Here is a 19,563-nt window from a genome sequence, read left to right on the forward strand (position 1 = left end):
AGAGGGGAACCTGTAAACGTCGCCTTTCCAAACGTTAGAAAGGTAGCAAGCTATGCTTCCCCTCTCGAGAGGGGTCAGGGGTGTGTCCTTGATAAACTGTAAATGAAGGATGTAATGAAATAATAAAAGTTTAAACAAGTTTGCCGATACTGTTTTTACCGGCATAAAAACAGTATCGGCAAGATCACTTCAGCCTAAACAAAAACCTTGAAAACTGTTTTGATTTGATTTAAAGAATGTATGATGAAAGAAATTCATTGCCGTCCCGTTGACAGGACGGTTGCATAAATTAGAAAGCAGGTAGAAATTGCTAATCTCCGGTTAGCGGAAAACAAATATTTATTTCTTGTATAAATAAAATGCGGCAGAATCTCCTTTGCAATGGATATTAAGCTGCTCGGCCTCATGCGCATAAGCTTTTAATTCGTCCAAATCAAACATTTTTTCAGCATCAATCAGTTTAAAATCGTCCTTTTCAGAGAACAAGGGTATATCTTTTTTATATAACTCACTCCCCCAAAACTGAAAACCTGTAGAATCAAATACCGTGTGCCTGATTTCAAAACCGGAACTTTCGGCCAGAATTTGCATGCTCTTTAACGAATGTAAAAAGAAATGCCTCGGCGCATCCAACTGAACCCAGTCCTCCTGATAAAGCTTCCAGGCCTCTCCAATCAGCGGGATCCTAATCATCAGGCAGCCATCATCCTTTAGTAAATTACGGCAGTCAGTTAAAGCGTCTTTTTGCTGGTCCATGTGTTCTAAAACATGGTGCATCATGATCAAATCATAAAACCGGGGCTTTAATTCTGCAAGGTCTTTCTTCCTCACTTTTACACCATGCCCATGGTCATATTTGTGCGGGATGAATTTATCCACCCCTTCCACATTTTCAAATCCCTGGTTAAACAACTGGCAAATCAACAAACCTTTTCCACAGCCAACATCTAAAATCCTGTCGTTTATGCCTGTGTTTATTGGTTTTAAATAAGTAAGCGGATAAACATTTTTTTTGTATTTTTTTTGTAGCCTGATGCTTTTAAACAACCGCTTCATTAGCGGTAGTTTTTTTAAAACAGGTATTTTCTGTGCATAAGCGTAATAATACGGAGGATAATACTTTGTTATGTTTTCAGGCAATTCTGCTATCTGCAAACAACCGCAAAAAGAACATTGCTGATAGCGGAACTCATCTTTGAACCCAAACATCCTTTCTTTCAGCGTATATTCCTTTGAAAAAGGTGAATTGCAAATTCTGCAATTTTCGGCGGTATATGCTTTTTTTTCCGGGACCATTCAAAATGTATTTATAAAATTATTTTATGCCGATACTGTTTTTATCGGCATAAAAACAGTATCGGCAAAATCACTTCTACCTGAACAAAAACCTTACACATTAAATCGGAAGTGCATAATATCGCCGTCTTGCACGATGTAAGTTTTGCCTTCCACGCTTAGTTTTCCGGCTTCTTTGCAGGCCGCTTCTGATCCTAATTTTACAAAGTCTTCGTACTTGATCACTTCGGCACGGATAAAACCTTTTTCAAAATCGGTATGGATGACGCCTGCGGCTTGTGGTGCGGTAAAACCTTGCGTGATCGTCCAGGCCCGAACTTCCTGAACGCCGGCCGTAAAATAAGTGGCCAGTTTCAGCAAACGGTAAGCGGCTTTGATCATCAAATTAACGCCGGAAGTTGTTAAGCCGAGATCTTCCAGGAACATCTGGCGTTCGTCGTAGCTTTCCAACTGCGCAATCTCTGATTCTATTTGTGCCGAAATCACCAGCACTTCGGCATTTTCTTCGGCCACGGCTGCTTTCACTTTTTCTACATAAGCGTTGCCTTTGGTTACAGAAGCTTCATCCACGTTGCAAACATACAGCACCGGTTTCAGCGTCAGCAAAAACAAATCTTCCACATATTCCAAATCTTCCGGGGCAACCTGCGCCGTCCGTGCCGATTTTCCTGCCTGCAAATGCTGTTTAAAAACGCCTAAAACTTCAAAAGCTTTTTTGGCTTCTTTGTCGCCGGTTTTGGCCGCGCGTTCTACTTTTTGCAGTTTTTTGTCAATGGATTCCAAATCCTTCAACTGCAGTTCGGTATCAATAATTTCTTTATCACGGATCGGGTCAACAGAACCATCCACATGGATCACGTTGTCATCATCAAAACAACGCAGCACATGGATAATGGCATTGGTGGCTCGGATATTCCCCAAAAACTGGTTGCCCAAACCTTCGCCTTTGCTGGCGCCTTTTACCAGTCCGGCAATGTCAACTATTTCGATCACGTTTGGCACAACACGCTGCGGGTTAACCAGTTCTGCTAATTTGGTGATCCGCTCGTCCGGCACCGTAATTACGCCAACGTTTGGTTCGATGGTGCAAAAAGGAAAATTGGCTGCCTGTGCCTTGGCGTTGGACAAACAGTTGAACAACGTTGATTTCCCGACGTTGGGCAATCCTACAATCCCGCATTGTAACCCCATATTTTTATTAATTTTTATCGTGTAAAAACAGCATGACAATACGTATAACCTATTTAACGGCTGCCCTGGAATTTGCGGCAAATATAGCAGTAAAACAGCCTCTTTAATTCAAAAAATTAAACGATTTTTGCCGACGGTTTCCGAAGGTCATCAAAATAAAAAAATATTACTATGGAAGAAAACATAGCGGAAATTGAAGCGCTGCTGGAAAACGGCAAAGAGCAGCAGTTGAAAGAATACCTGGACGATCTGAACATATCGGATGTAGAACATCTGATTGACGAATATCCCGAACATGCAGCCACTTTTATCGAAACATTATCCATCAACCGGGCGGTCAATGTTTTTCGTATCCTCGATTTTCCAACGCAGGAACGGATCATCAAAAAGCTTTCGGGGCCAAAAGTTACGGAACTGATTACCGAATTGCCGCCGGACGACCGGACAGCTTTGTTCAGCGAACTGCATGGCGATGCGGTAAAAAAATTGATCATTTTGCTTCCTCCGGCCGAAAGAAAAGAAGCTTTGGCGTTGTTGGGCTACGAAGAAGACAGCATAGGAAGGTTGATGACGCCCGATTATATTGCCGTTAAAAAAAGCTGGGACGTGAACCATGTTTTGGCGCACATCAGGCGTTACGGTAAAAATTCGGAAACGATTGATGTGATTTATGTGATTGATGATGAGGGCGTTTTGCTGGACGATATCCGTATCCGCGATATTTTGCTGGTTGATCCTTTAACGCCAATCAGCGAACTGATGGACGACCGCCTGATTTCCCTCCACGTACACGACCCGCAGGAAGAAGCCATCAACGTTTTCAGGATGAACAACCGTGTGGCTTTGCCCGTAACCGACCAGGACGATATTTTACTCGGCATTGTTACCGTGGATGATATTTTATGGATTGCCAACGAAGAATACACCGAAGACATCCAGAAAATTGGCGGTACAGAAGCTTTAGACGAGCCGTATTTGGACATGCCATTGCTAAAGCTGGTTAGGAAACGTGTGGGCTGGCTTATCATTTTGTTTTTGGGCGAAATGTTGACCGCTACTGCGATGGCTTATTTTGAAGACGAAATTGCCAAAGCGGTAGTGTTGGCTTTGTTTGTGCCCTTAATTATTTCGAGTGGCGGCAACAGCGGTTCACAGGCTTCAACATTAATTATCCAGGCCATGGCTTTGGGCGAAGTAACCATTGCCGATTGGTGGCGTGTGATGCGGCGCGAAATTTTATCCGGTTTGATGTTGGGCATCACGCTGGGCTTAATTGGTTTTATGCGGATCTATGTCTGGAGTTTATTCTCGCACATTTATGGCCCGCATTGGCAATTGGTTGGATTGACTGTAAGTTGCGCTTTGGTAGGCGTGGTTTTGTGGGGATCGCTTGCCGGTTCGATGCTTCCTTTACTGCTTAAAAAACTGGGTGCGGATCCGGCCACTTCATCCGCGCCTTTTGTGGCAACTTTGGTGGATGTAACCGGTTTGGTTATTTATTTTTCTATCGCCGTAATGATTATGCAAGGCAAACTTTTATAGGGTAAAAACAGTATTGTTTTAGAAGATAAAATATTTACCGTAATTAAAATTTCAAAAAATGGAAGAAAATACAGAAGCAACGGGCGAAGCAAGCGAAATGCTGATCACTTTTGAAGCAGAAGCCTACATGCGCGAAGCCGGAAAATGGGCCAACTTTTTAGGGAGCGCCGGTTTTGTTTTCAGTGTTTTAACCATCGTCAGTGCGTTTTCGGTTGGTTCGGTAGTTGGTAAACTGCAGCAAACTTACGGCACCGGCCTTAATCCGAAAGCGTTGAGCAGCGGGCTGAGCTTTATGTACTTTCTGTTTGGCGTGCTTATTTTTATACCTTCTTTATATTTGTACCAATTTGGCGGCGCGATAAAAAAAGGTTTTGAATACGGCGACCAGGTGAACCTTAACCTGGCTTTTCAAAAACTAAAGTCTTATTTCCGGTTTTTTGGGATTTTGATTATTTCCTTCATTGTGTTTTATTTGATGGTTTTGATTGGGACTTTAACTGGCGGCGTTTCAAGGTAAAAGGTTCTTATAATTATTGAAAGATTTAAAAGTATATTTGGACGATATGAAACTTGTTTTAGAGGTAACCACAGAACAGCAAAAGCAAGATGTAATTGAGTTTGCAAAGCATTTGAATGTTAATGTTGAGGTGTTGGATTTTACAGAAGATGAAGAAGATGCCGCAATGATCCGTGCGATTGATGCAGGTATTCAAAACGATATTTTATCTCCCGCAGAAACGGCTGATTTTCTTTCCCGGCTTGGTAAATAAGTTGTCAATATATTATTTAAGCAAAAATAACTTTTACAGCCTTGCCTTTGTCGTTTCCGGGCAAGCAATCTTTAATCTATCTTAATGCAGTATATCGTCGAAAAAGTTTTCGCTAAAGCTGCGAATAGTCTGCCTAAAGATGTTCAAATAAACATATCAGATTTTATCAAAGCTATTGAAACTGCCCATCATCTGACAGCTATCAATAATATCAAAAAGCTTAAAACTAACAGAAAGGATCAGCGGGAATGTTACCGATACAAAACCGGTAATTATCGTGTAGGATTTGTTTTAGAAGAAGGAGATATTGTTAGGTTAGTTGTCGCGGAACACAGAAAAAACATTTACAAAAATTTCCCCTGAGAAGTGTAGCTTCAAAAATTTGCTTGGTTTCTTGCCCCAAACAAAAAAACCTGCCCGAAAGCAGGATTTTGTATTGATAAAGTTTAGGGTGTTTAAGTTAAATTATAGTTCGAAAGAAATATCGTCAGTGATTTTAGAAGTGCTGCTTTCGTTGCTGTCCACAAATTCGTAGCGTTTTTCGGCAACTTCCTGGTTTGCTTTGATGTATTCGGTGGTTTCTTTTAAGCCTTCTGCAAATTTCTCGAAGTCTTCTTTGTACAAAAAGATCTTGTGTTTTACAAAAACGCCGTCTTCCAAACGCTTTTTGCTTTCTGTGATGGTTACGTAATAATCGTTAGAGCGCGTGGCTTTCACATCAAAAAAATAAGTCCTTTTACCGGCCCTTACCTTTTTCGAATAGACCTCTTCCCGGTCCCTGCTATCAAAATCTCCCATTTGCAATAGTTTATATTTGTTTGACGGCGATAAATATAATGCTTTTTTAAAATTACAAAAGAAAAAAGCCTGTTATCGGCACAAATATTTTTACGTAGAAATACTTTACAAAGTTTCCGCTCGTTAGCCAATAGCTTCTGATTCTTCTAAAAGCTGTTTTTCGTACAGTTCGTAATAGCTTCCTTTTTGTTCCATCAACGCTTCGTGCGTGCCTTGTTCGATAATTTTACCCTCATCTAAAACAATAATTTTATCGGCATTTTTGATGGTGGAGATGCGGTGCGCAATCAAAATGCTCGTCCGGCCTTTCATCACTTCGCCCAAATTGTTCAGGATTTCTTCTTCCGTTTTGGTATCCACCGCAGAAAGGCAATCGTCAAAGATCAAAATTTTTGGCTGCTTAAAAACAGCACGCGCAATGGAAACCCGCTGTTTTTGCCCGCCCGAAAGTGTAACGCCGCGCTCGCCGATCATCGTTTTAAAACCTTCGTCAAAAGCGGCAATGTTATCATAAACGGCGGCACTTCGGGCGGCGTTTTCTACGCGCGGCATATCCAAAACATCGGCACTAAAAGCAATATTATTGGCGATGGTATCCGAAAAAAGAAAAACTTCCTGCGGCACAAAACCCGTTTGCGCACGGTAATTTTTTAGGTTGAGTTGCTGGATCGGAACGCCATCAATCAAAATCTCGCCCAACGTGCAATCGTACATCCGCATTAGTAAATTGGCGATGGTAGATTTCCCGGAACCGGTCCGCCCGATAACCGCAATCAATTCGCCCGGCGCAGCCGTAAACGATACTTCTTTTAAGGCCATAATTTTGGTGTCCGGATAAACAAAGCTGACGTTTTTAAATTCGATGTGGCCTTTAATTTCAATTTCCGAAGTTTTGGGTTGATCAATTTCGGAAATTGTTCCTAAATATTCGTTGATCCTTTTTTGCGATGCCGCCGCACGTTGGATCAAAGAAGTAACCCAGCCCAAACTCAAAACCGGAAAGGTGAGCAGGTTCACATAAACCACAAATTCGGCGATATTTCCTGCGGTGATGTTGCCTTTCATCACCTCAATCCCGCCCACATAAATCGTAATCAACGTACTCATTCCCGCCAGCAAAAGCATCACCGGATAAAACAACGCCTGCACTTTTACCAGCGAAAGCGAATCGGTTTTGTAAGCCTCACTTTCTTTGCGGAAGCTGGCGCTGATGAACTTTTCACGGACGTAAGATTTGATCACGCGGATTCCCGAAAAAGTTTCCTGCACAAAACTCGACAAGCCCGAAAGCCTTTCCTGGATGCGTTCGCTGCGATGGTTAATTTCGGTATTCACGATATAAATGGCCAGTGCCAAAACCGGCAGCGGCAACAAACTGAAAATGGCCAGCCGCACGTTGACAGCCAGCATCGCATAAATCACCATTAAAAACAGCACGGCGGTGTTGATGGCGTACATAATACTTGGGCCGAGGTACATGCGCACACGGCTCACATCCTCGGTAACGCGGTTCATCAAATCGCCGGTGTTGTTTCTGCGGTAAAAAGCCAGCGACAAGGTTTGGTAATGGTTGTAAATCTCGTTTTTGAGATCAAACTCGATGTGGCGCGACATTAAAATAATGGTTTGCCGCATAAAAAACAGGAACAAGCCGCGCAAAAGCGCCATTGCCAAAACGATTGCGCCGAAGAGGAGCAGGCTTTGCCCAAGGAAATCGTAAATGATTTTTTGCCGATCAAATCCGTTGTACAAATGGTAAATGCGGATATTTTCGGTTACCAGATCAAACGAAAGGCGGATGACGGGCGCAGGCAGCACGCCAAAAATATTAGAAACGATAACGAAAAAAATACCGGGGATTAAATACAACCGGTATTTCCACAGGTATTTATTGAGGTAGGCGAGGTGCTTCATGCGTGTTGCAAAGTTAAAAAAAAGGCGACATCAGCTTTGCTTTGGCAAAAAGTAGCGCAAGGAAATCGCTTCAATCAAAAATGTTTGTATTTTTTGGCTGAAGCCGTCGGCCTATCCTACCTATTTAACCGTTGGCTGAAGCCAACGGCAATGAATTACGTACCGGTCGGTTTATGGAGGCTACAGGTATTCATTGCCGTCCCATTTATGGGACGGTTAGAAAGGGGCAAAAAACGGCTTTAGCCGAAATTTACCATGAGGTTATTTTAAAAGCGATTTTACTAGATAGTAACGGCGATACTGTTTTTACCAGGTAAAAATTGGTGTGCGCAATTGTTTGCACTTAAAGTCGGAAGCAGAAAACATTTGTTTAGCGTGCTTAAAAAACCTACTTTTGCGGCAAGATGCAACGGCGAATTTTTTATCGGGAAAAGAATTGGACACCAAAATTATACCGGTAAAAGAAGCATCGGCTTTATAAAAAATATCAGGGCGGATTTACAATTTCCGCAGCTCGTTCTTATCAAAATATGTTAAACAGAAGGCAACTCAGGGTAAAGGTTTTACAGGCATTATACGCCTACAATCATTCTGAAAACAAACAAATAACCGCGCACGAAAAACTGCTGCTGCAAAGTGTAGACCAGGTTTTTGAGATGTACATCTGGATGCTTTCGTTAATTGTTGAAGTGGTTGAATACGCCGAACGGGATGCCGAAGACAGTGCCGCCAAGCATTTGCCAACCGAAGCCGATCTGGCACCGAACCTCAAAATCCTTCAAAACAAATTCATTCTTTCGCTGCTGAAAAACCCGGAATATTTGGCCGCCATCAAAAAATATAAAGTTGACTGGAGCTTTGACCCGGAAATGGCGCGCTCACTTTTTTATGTCTTAAAAGCAGCACCGGAATACCAAACTTATTTAGAAAATACCGACGGTTCGATTCAGGCTGATAAAGATATTATCCGTTTTATTTTCAAGAAATTGATTTTGAAATCGCCAACGGCCGAACAAATTTTTGAAGAAAAGTTTTTAAACTGGCCCATTGATAAAGACCCGTTGCAGGCGATGATTGCCAAAACGTTTAAAAATTTCTCGAACGAAGACTTTGCCAAAAATAAACTGGCCGAACTGAGCGCGGATTGGGTAGAAGACCGCGAGTTTTTGGTTACGCTTTTCCAGCAAACCATCCGTTACGACCAAGAATACCAGCAATTGATTGGTGATAAAACCCAGAACTGGGAAGCCGACCGCATTGCTTTGATGGACACGTTGCTGATGAAAATGGCCATTTGCGAATTCCTGGGTTTTCCTACCATTCCGGTTAAAGTTACCATCAACGAATATTTGGATATTTCCAAAGAGTTTAGCACGCCTAAAAGTAATTCGTTTATAAACGGTATCTTAGATAAAGTTTTGAGCGAATTGAAAGAGCAAAATAAAATTAGAAAATCCGGTCGCGGATTAATAGGTTAAATGATGATGAAAAACTTGATCCTGCTTGCAATTGCCGGTTTTTTAACGGCTTGCAATCAAAACAATGGCACACAAAGTGCAAACACTTCGGCAGCAACAGAAAAAACGGCGGTTGGCAACGGCGCGGTTTTAAAATTTGACAAAGAAATTTACGATTTTGGAAAGATCAAAGATGGCGACAAAGTAAGCTACAGTTACAGCTTTACCAACACCGGCAAATCGCCTTTGATTATTACCGATGCGGTGGCAAGCTGCGGCTGCACGATACCAAGCTGGCCGAAAAAACCGATCAACCCCGGCCAAAAAGAAGCCATCAAAGTGATTTTCAACAGTGCCGGAAAATCCGGTTTGATTGACAAACAAATCACCATTACCGCCAACACTGCGCCTGCACAAACGTTGGTGCATTTGGTGGGCGAAGTAGTAACCAAAAAATAATTCAATTTTTAAAAATAAATTTATATGATTTCGACTATTTTATTACAACTTCCGGGCGGCATGGGTGCTTTGGGACAGTTTTTGCCATTGGTGCTGATTATTGTTGTATTTTATTTTTTCATGATTCGGCCTCAGGTTAAAAAACAAAAAGACCAGAAAAAATATGTGGATGAATTGAAAAAAGGCGACAAAGTGGTTACCAGCGCAGGCATACATGGCAAAATTATAGAAGTAGGCGATGTTACCGTTTTGATTGAGGTAGACAACAACGTAAAAATCCGGTTTGATAAAAGCGCCATTTCTTTGGAAGCTTCCAGGTTGTTGAACACGCCTGCTGTTACTAAAGCTTAAATTAAGCATTGCTTTAAATGCTTCTTTTATAGCACAAAAATGAGAAGACACACCCCTAACCCCTCTCAAGAGGGGAAGCCTAAAGCCGACCTTTCTAAACGTTAGAAAAGTAGCAAACTTTGCTTCCCCTCTCGAGAGGGGTCAGGGGTGTGTCCTATAACAGCAAAGTTCAAAACATAATTTATAGGGGTAAAAGAAGTATGGCCATCATCAAATTATCCAGGACAGAACGCAGGCGTATTTCCGCTTTCATCACCTGTTTTTTGCTGGCTTTGATGGCCTGGGTTTTTGTTACAATGTCCAACAATTATATTTTCCCGGTCAAAGTGGTTTTAAATTTCAAAAACCAGCCTTTGCACAAAGCTTTTTATGCGCTGCAGGCCGATACCGTTAATGCGCTGGTTGGCGGCACGGGCTGGCAAAAATTGTTTAGCAATTTATCTTCCAAAAGCCAAAGTGTTGATGTAGATGTCCGAAAACTGGACATTCAAAATTATATCGTGCTGAGCAACCAGCTCCGGCAGATTAATGCGCAATCTGAAAAAAACAAACAAATTATTTCTTTCAGCCCCGACACCGTTTTTTTTGATTTTGCCGCCCGAAAAGTAAAACGTGTGCCCGTAGTGTTAAATTACCACATCCAATACGACAGGCAATATGCCCGTTCTGATGACATCAACATCCAGCCCAATTATATAACCATTAGCGGCCCGGCAGCTTACGTTGATACTGTAAACCATTGGAAAACAGATTCTTTGGTAGTTAAACATGCTGTTTCCAACATTCATACCAAGTTAAAACTGTTGCCGCCAAAAGAAAACAACGTCAGCATTTATCCAAAAACAGTGGATGTTGATATCCCGGTTGATGAGTTTACCGAGAAAACTTTGGAGGTTCCGGTTAAACTGATCAACAACAAAAGCTACAGCAATGTGCTGCTTTTTCCAAAAAAAGTTAAGGTTACTTTTACGGTTTCGCTCAACAATTATCCGGCTATCAACACCGATTTTTTTGAAGCCGTTGCCAACTTGGACGACTGGCAAAAAAACGGAAGTTCTACGTTATCTGTAAAGTTGAAACAGCAGCCGGATTTTTGTAAGATTGTCAATATGCAGCCCGCTAGCATCAATTTTATCGTTCGGAAATAATGTTAAAAGTAGGCATCACCGGAAACATCGGCAGCGGAAAAACCACCGTTTGCCAACTTTTTGAACTGTTTGGCGCGCCTGTTTTTTATGCTGATTTTTACGGTAAAAAAGTAATGACCGAAGATTTGGTTTTGGTTGAAGCCATCCGAAAAACTTTTGGCACCGAAGCTTATTTTGCCGATTGCAGCCTGAACCGGAAATACCTATCCAACATCGTTTTTAAAAACGAAGCCGAACTGGAAAAGCTGAACGCGTTGGTTCATCCGGCCGTTTTTCGTGCTTTTGATGAGTGGGCGATTCCTTTCAGCACTAAAAATTATGTGCTAAAAGAAGCAGCGATTTTGTTTGAAAGCGGATCGGACAAGCAATGCGACAAAACCATTGTGGTTGCCGCTGCGCTGGATGTCCGGCTAAAACGCGTGATGCAGCGCGATAATTTAACCGAAGCCGAAATTTTGCGCCGCGAAGAAAAGCAAATGCCGCAGCAGGAAAAAATGGCTAAAGCTGATTTTGTAATTTACAATGAGCCACAAACGATGGTGATTCCGCAGGTTTTGGAAATCCACCGGCAACTGCTGCAAATTGCTAAAAAATAATGATTTCAGAATATTTTTTGGAGCTAAACGCCAACGGTTTGTACTGTGCCGCAGGCGATTTCTATCTCGATCCAATTAAACCCGTGCAAACTGCCGTTATTTCCCATGCCCACGCCGACCATGCCATTGGCGGACATCAGCAAGTTTTTGCAACAGCTGCCACATTTGCTTTTATGGATTTGCGTTACGGCAAAAACGCGGGCAGGCAAAAACTAACTTTGGCTTATCATGAAAAAGTACCGATAAAAGAAGTATTGGTTACGCTAATTCCTGCTGGCCACATGTTGGGTTCTGCGCAGGTTTTGATGGAGTTTGAAGGCGTGAAATATTTGTACACCGGCGATTTTAAACTGCAGCCCGATGCAACTTGCGAAATGCTGAAATTTACAAAAGCCGATGTGTTGATCACGGAAACCACGTTTGCCAACCCGCAGATTAAACATCCCGACCAGGTTTCGGAGATTGAAAAACTCAGCCAAATCCCTTCCAATATTTTGCTGGGCGCTTACGCTTTGGGCAAAAGCCAGCGTTTGATTGAGCTGATTAACCAGTTTTGTCCGGAGAAAGAAATTTTGGTTCATCGGCAAATCGAACCTATTAACCGCATTTACGAAAGGTTTGGTTTTTTAAGCGGCCGCTACAAATTGTACGACCGCAAATCCATCAAAACCCAAAACAATTTTATTTATATGGTTCCGCCGTTCACGTTTCATAGTTACAGTAAAGCCATTAATTTACGTCGCATTTTTGCTTCCGGCTGGAAGAATTTGCAAACCAACGAGCAGGATTCGCTGTACATTTCAGATCATGCCGACTGGGAAGATATTTTATTGCTGATCCAAAAAGTCCAGCCTCAACAAATTTGGACTTTGCACGGAAACGGCAATCACCTGAAACAATATTTTGCTGATAAAATCCGCGTAAAAATTTTAAATTGATGGAATTAGCGAAAGGGGATTTCTACCTGGATGAAAATGGCAATACTGTTTTTACCGCCCAATTTCATTTGAAGCGGAATTACTGCTGTAAAAATAAATGCCGCCATTGCCCCTGGAACTATACCGGTGAAAAACAAAAAAAATCATCAGCCCATAAATTATTATAAATTTACAGCGTTAGTTTAGTAATTATGGAATTGGAGAAGGAAATACACAGCAAAAATTTTGAGGATAATTATCACAAAGCGGTCATCAACGTTTCTTATACTTATAATTGGATCAGCAATATTTTGCGCAACCGGTTGGAAAAACATAACATTACGCAGCAGCAATTCAACATTTTGCGGATTTTACGCGGCCAGCTTCCAAACCCTTCGACCGTCAATTTATTGAAGGAGCGCATGGTGGATAAAATGTGCGATGCTTCGCGGATGGTGGACCGTTTGGTACAAAAAGAACTGGTATCGCGTTGCACTAACTCTAAAGACCGCCGCGCTGTGGATATTTACATCAGCGAAGAAGGCTTGAAAGTACTTTCCATTATTGACAAGGAAATGAAGATTGGCGATATTTTAAGGCAGAATATTTCTGAAGAAGAAGCCGGGGTTTTATCCGATTTGCTGGATAAATTGCGCGGATAAAAGCTTTCAGGCATTTGCAAAAAAAGCAATTAAAGCAATACCGGAACCGATTAATATGGCAACCATTTTCCGCAAATTAAATTTATGGTCGGAACTGGATTCAAACAAAATGGTAGTGGAAATATGCAGGAAAATACCAATTACGATGCCCATGATCCGGGCAAAATAATGTTGCAGACCCGCCGTATTGGTGGTGCTTAATAAATAACTGATGAAATAACCGCCCGGTGTCATCAGCGCAAAAACAACCAGTAAAAACAGTATGCTTCTTTTAGGCAGATGATTTTGGAGCAGTACGCTTCCCAAAGCAAAAGCTGCCGGAATGTGGTGCAGGGCGATACCAAAAACCAGTTCGTGCTGATGGCCCTGCGCCAACGGCATCCCTTCCAAAAAAGCGTGTAAACACAAACTGACCATGATGCCTGCCGGAAACGCAGCTTCCTGCTGATGTTGACCTTGTTGGTGCTGATGATGGATATGCCCATGTTCTACGCCATTTGAAAAAAGTTCCAAAATCAATTGGAACAAAAAACCGGCCATGATAAAAATGCCAACGTAAGGGTCGTGGCTTTGGTAAGCATCCGGGATCAAGTGCAAAACGGTAATCGCAAACAAATAAGCGCCGCTGAAAGAAAGGATCAGCTTGAGGTTTTTGCCCATGTCTTTCCTGAAAAAGAAAATGCTGGCGCCACCCAAAAAAGCGCTTAAAAAAAGTATCAAAACAACCCAGAAATTCATGAATATTTAAGGTAAAGGCGGTTATAAATCAAGCCAAACAAGCCGCCAACCATTGCGCCAAAAGCGGCTCCGGTCAAAACATCAACCGGATAATGCACGCCAACATATACTTGTGCATAGCAAATCAAAGCCGCCCAAATCAGGGCAAAAGGCCAGATCCATTTCCAGTTGCGCTGAAAAGCAAGGCATAAAAACAGTGCAATGGCAAAATGATCACTGGCATGTGCCGATGGAAAACTTAAACCCGTTCCGCAAGGCACGCGGTTTACAACCGTTGGCTCAAACTGCCAGTCGTTGCAAGGCCGTACTCTTTTTACGTATGCTTTTATCACGCGCACACAAACCACATCGGCCGTACCTACGCTTGCCAAAAGCAGCACAATAATTAAAACGGCCATTTTACCGTAACGGTAGATGCTGAAAATCAGGATGAAAAGGTAAAGCGGGATCCAGGTTTTTGGGTTACGAATCGCAGGCATCATCCAATCGAAAAACGGGTTGCTCCAATCGTGGTTGATGAGGTGGAACCAGTGCTGGTCAAACTGCGTCAAAAAATCGGGCATCGTCAGGCGTTCGGGGGAAATGAGGTTTATCAAACAAAAACCAGTTTGTGCTTTGCTAAAAGCTGCGAATATAGTTAAAGCAGGGCAAACAACATGGGTTTGTATAAGCGCGATACTGCTTTTATTCGTATTTTTGAGGTTTAAAACGAAGACATTTGACACTGATAAAATCAATTTCCGGCATCCGTGGCACCATCGGCGGAAAGGCCGGAAATGCCTTAACGCCGGCAGATATTGTAAAATTTACGGCCGCTTTTGGCACCTGGCTCATCAAAAAAACAGGCATAAAAAGAGTAGTGGTCGGCCGCGATGCACGGATTTCCGGGCAAATGGTTTTGAATTTGGTTACCGGAACGCTGCAAGGTTTGGGCATTGATGTGGTTGACCTCGGCCTTTCTACCACGCCAACTGTCGAAATTGCAGTTCCGTTGGAAAAAGCTGGCGGCGGCATCATCATCACAGCAAGCCACAACCCGAAACAATGGAACGCGCTGAAACTGTTGAACCACAACGGCGAGTTTATCAGCGATAGCGACGGAGCAGAAGTATTGGAACTGGCCGAAAGCGGCGAAATGATTTATGCGGAAGTAAACCAGATGGGAAAAGTTTCTGCGGATGATTCTTATCTCCAAAAACACATTGACTTGATTTTAGCTTTGCCTTTGGTTGATGTGGAAGTCATCCGCAACGCTAATTTTAAAATTGTGGTTGATGCCGTAAATTCTACCGGCGGCATTTTCGTGCCGGCTTTGCTGCGTGCTTTGGGTGTCGAAATCATCCATGAACTGTTTTGCGAACCTGACGGTAATTTCGCACACAACCCGGAACCGCTTCCCGAAAATTTAACGGCTTTAGCCAGAACTGTCCTTTCTAAAAATGCAGATTTGGGCATTGCCGTTGACCCGGATGTTGACCGCTTGTGTTTTGTATGCGAAGACGGAAACGTTTTTGGCGAAGAATACACGCTGGTTGCCGTGGCAGATTATGTGCTGAAAAACCAAAAAGGCAACACGGTTTCCAATCTTTCTTCCACACGGGCTTTGCGCGATGTAACCGAAAAAGCGGGCGGCCAGTATTTTGCCGCAGCCGTGGGAGAGGTGAACGTGGTAAACGAAATGAAAGCGGTAAACGCCGTAATTGGTGGCGAAGGCAACGGCGGCGTGATCTTCCCAGAACTGCATTACGGCCGTGATGCGCTGGTTGGCATCGCGCTGTTTTTAACGCATTTGGCTAAGTTTGGCCGTTCGGTTTCGGTGTTACGCAGCACGTATCCCAGCTATCACATTTCCAAAAATAAAATTACGCTAACGCCCGAAATGGATATTGATGCCTTGCTGGATACCATCCGGCAGAAATACCAGAAACAGCCACATTCAGTAATTGATGGTTTGAAGATTGAGTTCGGCACAGAATGGGTACATTTGCGCCGTTCGAATACAGAACCGATCATCCGCATTTATTCGGAAGGAAACTCGGAACAAATAGCCAACAGCCTGGCCAACAAAATAATTGCTGATATAAAAGAAGTATTGCAGGAGCAAGCTTGATGCTTCTTTTACCACTATATTTTATTAAAGATTATGAGAGTTTATTTAGATAATGCTGCCACAACGCCAATTGACCCGGAAGTTTTAAAAGAAGTTTGCCAGGTGATGGAAAGCTGTTACGGCAACCCGTCGTCCATTCACGCTTTTGGCCGTGAAGCCAGAACGGTGGTGGAAAAAGCACGCCGGACGATTGCAAAATTGCTCAACGCTTCCCCTTCCGAAATCTTTTTTACCTCCGGCGGAACCGAAGCCGATAACATGGCCATCCGTTGTGCCGTTGCAGATTTGGGGTTGAAACACGCCATCACCAGCGAACTGGAACACCACGCCGTTTTGCATACGTTAAAAGCTTTGGAAAAAGCCGGGGCCATCAAATTGAGTTTTGTAGAAGTGGATGCGCGCGGCAATATCAACTTAAACCATTTGGAAGAATTGTTGCAGCAAAACGAGCGCAGTTTGGTATCGCTGATGCATGCCAACAACGAAATTGCCACGTTGACCGACATTGAAAAAGTGGGCTTGCTTTGCGAACAATACAACGCTGTTTTCCATACCGATACGGTGCAAACGATGGGGCATTTTCCGCACGATGTAACCAAATTGAAAGCCCATTTTCTGGTTGGCGCGGCACATAAATTGCACGGGCCAAAAGGCGTTGGCTTTTTATACATCAGCCATCGCATCAAAATAAAACCTTTGATTTATGGCGGTTCGCAGGAACGAAACATGCGCGGCGGCACTGAAAACGTGTATGGAATTGCCGGTTTGGCCAAAGCTTTGCAAATTGCTTACGAGGAAATGGAAGCGCACAAAAACCACGTTCTGGGTTTAAAAACGTACATGATGGAGCAATTGCAGGATTCGATCCCCGGCATCCAATTTAACGGCGAGACCGATCCCGAAAAAAGTTTATACACGGTTTTAAATGTTTCTTTCCCCGAAATGGAAATGGCCGAAATGCTTTTGTTCAGCCTGGATATTGCCGGTATTGCTGCTTCGGGCGGCAGTGCCTGCAGTTCGGGCACGGATATTGGCTCGCATGTACTAACCGGTATTGGTGCAAACCCGGCGCGGCCTGCCATCCGTTTTTCTTTTTCCAAATACAATACGCGCGAGGAAGTGGATTACACGGTTTCTAAATTGAAAGAAATTTGTTTGAACCAGGTGCAGGCATAATATTTGAACTGGTTTTTAGATACTGTTTTTACCGGCAAAAATTCCAGATTTGTGCAAACAATGAGCTATTTTATTTGCTATGAGTATCAGAACAAAAACTAACGTTAAACTTCAAACTTATGACAACGATGAACGCAAATACCTTAAATGATCAGGTTGATTATTTAAGCCCGAAAGGCCAAAGTTTTGCAGAACAAACCTTGAATTCTATTTTTAATGCTTCGCCACGGAATGCTGCTATAGATGATGACGACGACGATGACCTGGATTCAACGCTTCCTGATCCTAACGATGATGACGATGATTTGATAGATGACGACGATGATACGTTTCCGGATGCGGATGAATTGGATAGGATAGACGATGACGACGACTCTGGTGTGATTAATAAAGATTTGGATGAAGACGATGATAACCTGGGTGGCAGCACAACTTCCGGCCTGAACAACGGTCGTTCATTTGCTGACCGTCCGCAAGGTCGCACAACAGGCCGTATGACTGACCACGAGCCTGGCTCCGGGCTTTAAAATTTAAAATAAAAAAAGGGATGCTGTTTTTAGCATCCCTTTTTTTATGTGAAAGGTTTTTGTCATGCTGAACTTTTTTCAGCATCCCATCAGAAAAACTTCTATCTTATCAACGGAAACTATGCCATCGCATACAATTCTTCCTGTTGTTTTTTTACGGTCTCGCTGTTGATAAATTCATCGTAACCCATCAGTTTATCAATACTGCCGCCCGGTGTTAATTCTACAATCCGTGTGGCAACGGTTTGGGTAAGTTCATGGTCACGGGAAGTAAACAAAATCGTTCCGCGGAAATCTTTCATGCCGTTGTTTAAAGCGGTAATGGATTCCAAATCTAAGTGATTGGTTGGCTCGTCAAACAGTAAAACGTTGGCTGCCTGCAACATCATTCGCGAAAACATACAGCGCATTTTTTCGCCCCCGGAAAGTACGGTTGATTTTTTCAGCACTTCTTCTCCCGAAAACAGCATCCGGCCTAAAAACCCGCGGATAAATTGGTCGTCTTTTTCGCCTTCCGAATATTCACGCAGCCAATCAATCAAATTTTCATTTTTGCCCTGAAAATATTCCTGGTTATCAATCGGGATATCGGCCGTTTTGATGGTAACGCCCCATTTAAAAGTCCCGGTATAATCCGCATCACGGCCGGTTAAAATATCGTAAAAAGCAGAAGTGGCCAGACTGTTTTGCGAAAGCACGGCAATTTTATCGCCTTTGCCAACCATTAAATTAACGTTCGAGAAAAGCACTTCGCCGTTGGATACTTTGCCTAAGTTTTCGATTTGCAAAATTTGATCACCCGCTTCCCGTCCTAAATTATTGAACAAAATAGCCGGATATTTTCGGTTGGAAGCTTTAATCTCATCAATATTGATCTTGTCCAACGCTTTTTTACGGCTGGTTGCCTGTTTGGATTTGGAAGCATTGGCGCTGAAACGGCGGATAAATTCCTGTAGTTCCTTCACGCGGTCTTCCGTTTTCTTGTTTTGGTCTGATCGTTGTTTCAAAGCCAACTGGCTGGATTCGTACCAAAACGAATAATTGCCGGTGTAAATGGACATTTTGGCAAAATCAATATCCACAATGTGCGTACAAACCGTATCCAAAAAGTGCCTGTCGTGCGAAACCACCAAAACAATCGCTTCATAGCTGGCCAAAAAATCTTCCAGCCAGGCAATCGTGTTGATGTCCAAATCATTGGTTGGCTCATCCAATAATAAAATATCAGGGTTGCCAAACAGTGCCTGCGCCAATAAAACACGCACTTTCTGGTTTCCGTCCAGTTCTTTTAGCTGTTTAAAATGCAAATCTTCTTTGATGCCCAGATTGCTCAGCAAGGTTGCGGCGTTGCTTTCGGCGTTCCAGCCGTTCATTTCGGCAAAGAGGTTTTCCAGTTCGCCGGCGCGCTCGCCATCTTTGTCGGTAAAATCCTCCTTCATGTAAATGGCGTCTTTTTCCTTCATCACTTTGTACATTTCCTGGTGGCCCATCAAAACGGTTTCGATCACCGGAAACTCGTCAAACTCGTAGTGGTTTTGTTTGAGGACGGCCATCCGTTCGCCCGGCGTAAAACTATACGTTCCGCTGGTTGGGTCAATTTCGCCCGAAAGTATTTTTAAAAACGTGGATTTTCCTGCACCGTTTGCACCGATAATACCGTAGCAATTGCCCTGCGTAAACTTGAGGTTCACATCTTCAAAAAGCGTGCGTTTGCCGTAACGTAAGGAGAGGTTGGATACCGTAATCATATTGTACTAATTTTGCTGCAAAGATACGCGTTATCAACAGGAAAATAAATGGGAAACATCGTTTTACCAGGGAAATTGCTTTTAAAAATTGGGGGCAAATTTCTTTGGCTGATGCCTTGGCTTGCCCTGCCCCTTTCTACCGTCCCGTCAACGGGATGGTAGA

23 protein-coding genes are annotated in these 19,563 nt (G+C 43.0%); 16 read left to right on the plus strand and 7 right to left on the minus strand.

Going from position 1 to position 19,563, the window contains the following annotated elements:
• Positions 1-339: 339 nt before the first annotated feature.
• Together V5804_RS06145 and ychF are read right to left on the minus strand one after the other, a co-directional pair.
• Complete coding sequence (locus tag V5804_RS06145) at positions 340-1,296, minus strand: class I SAM-dependent methyltransferase (RefSeq protein ID WP_369590499.1); 957 nt, start codon at positions 1,294-1,296, stop codon at positions 340-342.
• A gap of 93 nt (positions 1,297-1,389) precedes the next feature.
• Complete coding sequence (ychF, locus tag V5804_RS06150; protein WP_369590500.1) at positions 1,390-2,487, minus strand: redox-regulated ATPase YchF; 1,098 nt, start codon at positions 2,485-2,487, stop codon at positions 1,390-1,392.
• Between the two features lie 171 nt (positions 2,488-2,658).
• On the opposite strand from ychF, the gene mgtE reads away from it, so the two are divergent.
• The 4 genes from mgtE (at position 2,659) to V5804_RS06170 (ending at position 5,162) form a co-directional block, all read left to right on the plus strand.
• Positions 2,659-4,029, plus strand: a complete 1,371-nt coding sequence (gene mgtE / locus V5804_RS06155; protein ID WP_369590501.1) for a magnesium transporter — start codon at positions 2,659-2,661, stop codon at positions 4,027-4,029.
• 58 nt (positions 4,030-4,087) lie between these two features.
• Positions 4,088-4,546: a DUF5362 family protein gene (locus tag V5804_RS06160; RefSeq protein ID WP_369590502.1), complete on the plus strand. Its 459-nt coding sequence runs from the start codon at positions 4,088-4,090 to the stop codon at positions 4,544-4,546.
• A gap of 16 nt (positions 4,547-4,562) precedes the next feature.
• Entirely contained in the window at positions 4,563-4,799 is a 237-nt protein-coding gene (locus V5804_RS06165; RefSeq protein WP_369590503.1) for a hypothetical protein, read from the plus strand.
• Between the two features lie 84 nt (positions 4,800-4,883).
• Positions 4,884-5,162 (plus strand): type II toxin-antitoxin system RelE/ParE family toxin, encoded by a 279-nt coding sequence (locus V5804_RS06170; protein ID WP_369590504.1) that lies wholly within the window; start codon positions 4,884-4,886, stop codon positions 5,160-5,162.
• A gap of 102 nt (positions 5,163-5,264) precedes the next feature.
• On the opposite strand, the gene V5804_RS06175 is transcribed toward V5804_RS06170, so the two are convergent.
• On the minus strand, positions 5,265-5,597 hold the full coding sequence (locus tag V5804_RS06175; protein WP_369590505.1) for a DUF3276 family protein: 333 nt from the start codon (positions 5,595-5,597) through the stop codon (positions 5,265-5,267).
• Positions 5,598-5,720: 123 nt separating this feature from the next.
• A complete protein-coding gene (locus tag V5804_RS06180; RefSeq protein ID WP_369590506.1) occupies positions 5,721-7,511 on the minus strand; it encodes an ABC transporter ATP-binding protein in 1,791 nt (596 codons plus the stop codon).
• A gap of 131 nt (positions 7,512-7,642) precedes the next feature.
• On the opposite strand from V5804_RS06180, the gene V5804_RS06185 reads away from it, so the two are divergent.
• The 9 genes from V5804_RS06185 to V5804_RS06225 all read left to right on the plus strand — a co-directional run bounded on the left by V5804_RS06185 (position 7,643) and on the right by V5804_RS06225 (position 13,101).
• Positions 7,643-7,828 carry a hypothetical protein gene (locus V5804_RS06185; RefSeq protein ID WP_369590507.1) on the plus strand — a complete coding sequence of 62 codons (186 nt, stop codon included), beginning with the start codon at positions 7,643-7,645 and terminating at the stop codon, positions 7,826-7,828.
• A 213-nt stretch (positions 7,829-8,041) separates the two neighbouring features.
• Complete coding sequence (gene nusB / locus V5804_RS06190; protein ID WP_369590508.1) at positions 8,042-8,989, plus strand: transcription antitermination factor NusB; 948 nt, start codon at positions 8,042-8,044, stop codon at positions 8,987-8,989.
• 6 nt (positions 8,990-8,995) lie between these two features.
• A complete protein-coding gene (locus tag V5804_RS06195) occupies positions 8,996-9,427 on the plus strand; it encodes a DUF1573 domain-containing protein (RefSeq protein WP_369590550.1) in 432 nt (143 codons plus the stop codon).
• A gap of 24 nt (positions 9,428-9,451) precedes the next feature.
• On the plus strand, positions 9,452-9,778 hold the full coding sequence (gene yajC, locus V5804_RS06200) for a preprotein translocase subunit YajC (RefSeq protein ID WP_369590509.1): 327 nt from the start codon (positions 9,452-9,454) through the stop codon (positions 9,776-9,778).
• A gap of 200 nt (positions 9,779-9,978) precedes the next feature.
• Positions 9,979-10,926: a YbbR-like domain-containing protein gene (locus V5804_RS06205; RefSeq protein WP_369590510.1), complete on the plus strand. Its 948-nt coding sequence runs from the start codon at positions 9,979-9,981 to the stop codon at positions 10,924-10,926.
• A complete protein-coding gene (coaE, locus tag V5804_RS06210; protein WP_369590511.1) occupies positions 10,926-11,522 on the plus strand; it encodes a dephospho-CoA kinase in 597 nt (198 codons plus the stop codon). Before V5804_RS06205 ends, coaE begins: the two co-directional genes overlap by 1 nt.
• Positions 11,522-12,460, plus strand: coding sequence for an exonuclease (locus tag V5804_RS06215; RefSeq protein ID WP_369590512.1), 939 nt, complete (start codon positions 11,522-11,524; stop codon positions 12,458-12,460). The genes coaE and V5804_RS06215 overlap by 1 nt, the downstream gene beginning before the upstream one ends.
• Positions 12,460-12,627, plus strand: coding sequence for a DUF5522 domain-containing protein (locus V5804_RS06220; protein WP_369590513.1), 168 nt, complete (start codon positions 12,460-12,462; stop codon positions 12,625-12,627). Before V5804_RS06215 ends, V5804_RS06220 begins: the two co-directional genes overlap by 1 nt.
• Before the next feature lie 24 nt (positions 12,628-12,651).
• The gene (locus V5804_RS06225) at positions 12,652-13,101 is read left to right on the plus strand and encodes a MarR family winged helix-turn-helix transcriptional regulator (protein ID WP_369590514.1); all 450 of its coding nucleotides are present in this window, start codon (positions 12,652-12,654) and stop codon (positions 13,099-13,101) included.
• Positions 13,102-13,107: 6 nt separating this feature from the next.
• Here V5804_RS06225 and V5804_RS06230 read toward each other — a convergent pair whose 3' ends face one another.
• Together V5804_RS06230 and V5804_RS06235 are read right to left on the minus strand one after the other, a co-directional pair.
• Entirely contained in the window at positions 13,108-13,839 is a 732-nt protein-coding gene (locus tag V5804_RS06230) for a ZIP family metal transporter (protein WP_369590515.1), read from the minus strand.
• Complete coding sequence (locus V5804_RS06235) at positions 13,836-14,435, minus strand: phosphatase PAP2 family protein (RefSeq protein WP_369590516.1); 600 nt, start codon at positions 14,433-14,435, stop codon at positions 13,836-13,838. Before V5804_RS06235 ends, V5804_RS06230 begins: the two co-directional genes overlap by 4 nt.
• 122 nt (positions 14,436-14,557) lie before the next feature.
• Here V5804_RS06235 and glmM point away from each other — a divergent pair, with 122 nt between their 5' ends.
• The 3 genes from glmM to V5804_RS06250 all read left to right on the plus strand — a co-directional run bounded on the left by glmM (position 14,558) and on the right by V5804_RS06250 (position 17,652).
• A complete protein-coding gene (gene glmM, locus V5804_RS06240) occupies positions 14,558-15,949 on the plus strand; it encodes a phosphoglucosamine mutase (RefSeq protein WP_369590517.1) in 1,392 nt (463 codons plus the stop codon).
• Positions 15,950-15,982: 33 nt separating this feature from the next.
• Positions 15,983-17,125, plus strand: a complete 1,143-nt coding sequence (locus V5804_RS06245; protein ID WP_369590518.1) for a cysteine desulfurase family protein — start codon at positions 15,983-15,985, stop codon at positions 17,123-17,125.
• A gap of 128 nt (positions 17,126-17,253) precedes the next feature.
• Positions 17,254-17,652, plus strand: a complete 399-nt coding sequence (locus V5804_RS06250) for a hypothetical protein (RefSeq protein ID WP_369590519.1) — start codon at positions 17,254-17,256, stop codon at positions 17,650-17,652.
• 119 nt (positions 17,653-17,771) lie between these two features.
• Here V5804_RS06250 and V5804_RS06255 read toward each other — a convergent pair whose 3' ends face one another.
• Positions 17,772-19,400: an ABC-F family ATP-binding cassette domain-containing protein gene (locus tag V5804_RS06255; RefSeq protein WP_369590520.1), complete on the minus strand. Its 1,629-nt coding sequence runs from the start codon at positions 19,398-19,400 to the stop codon at positions 17,772-17,774.
• Positions 19,401-19,563: the final 163 nt, after the last annotated feature.

It is taken from the genome of Mucilaginibacter sp., from assembly GCF_041088075.1.
In the GTDB taxonomy this organism is placed as follows: domain Bacteria; phylum Bacteroidota; class Bacteroidia; order Sphingobacteriales; family Sphingobacteriaceae; genus Mucilaginibacter_A.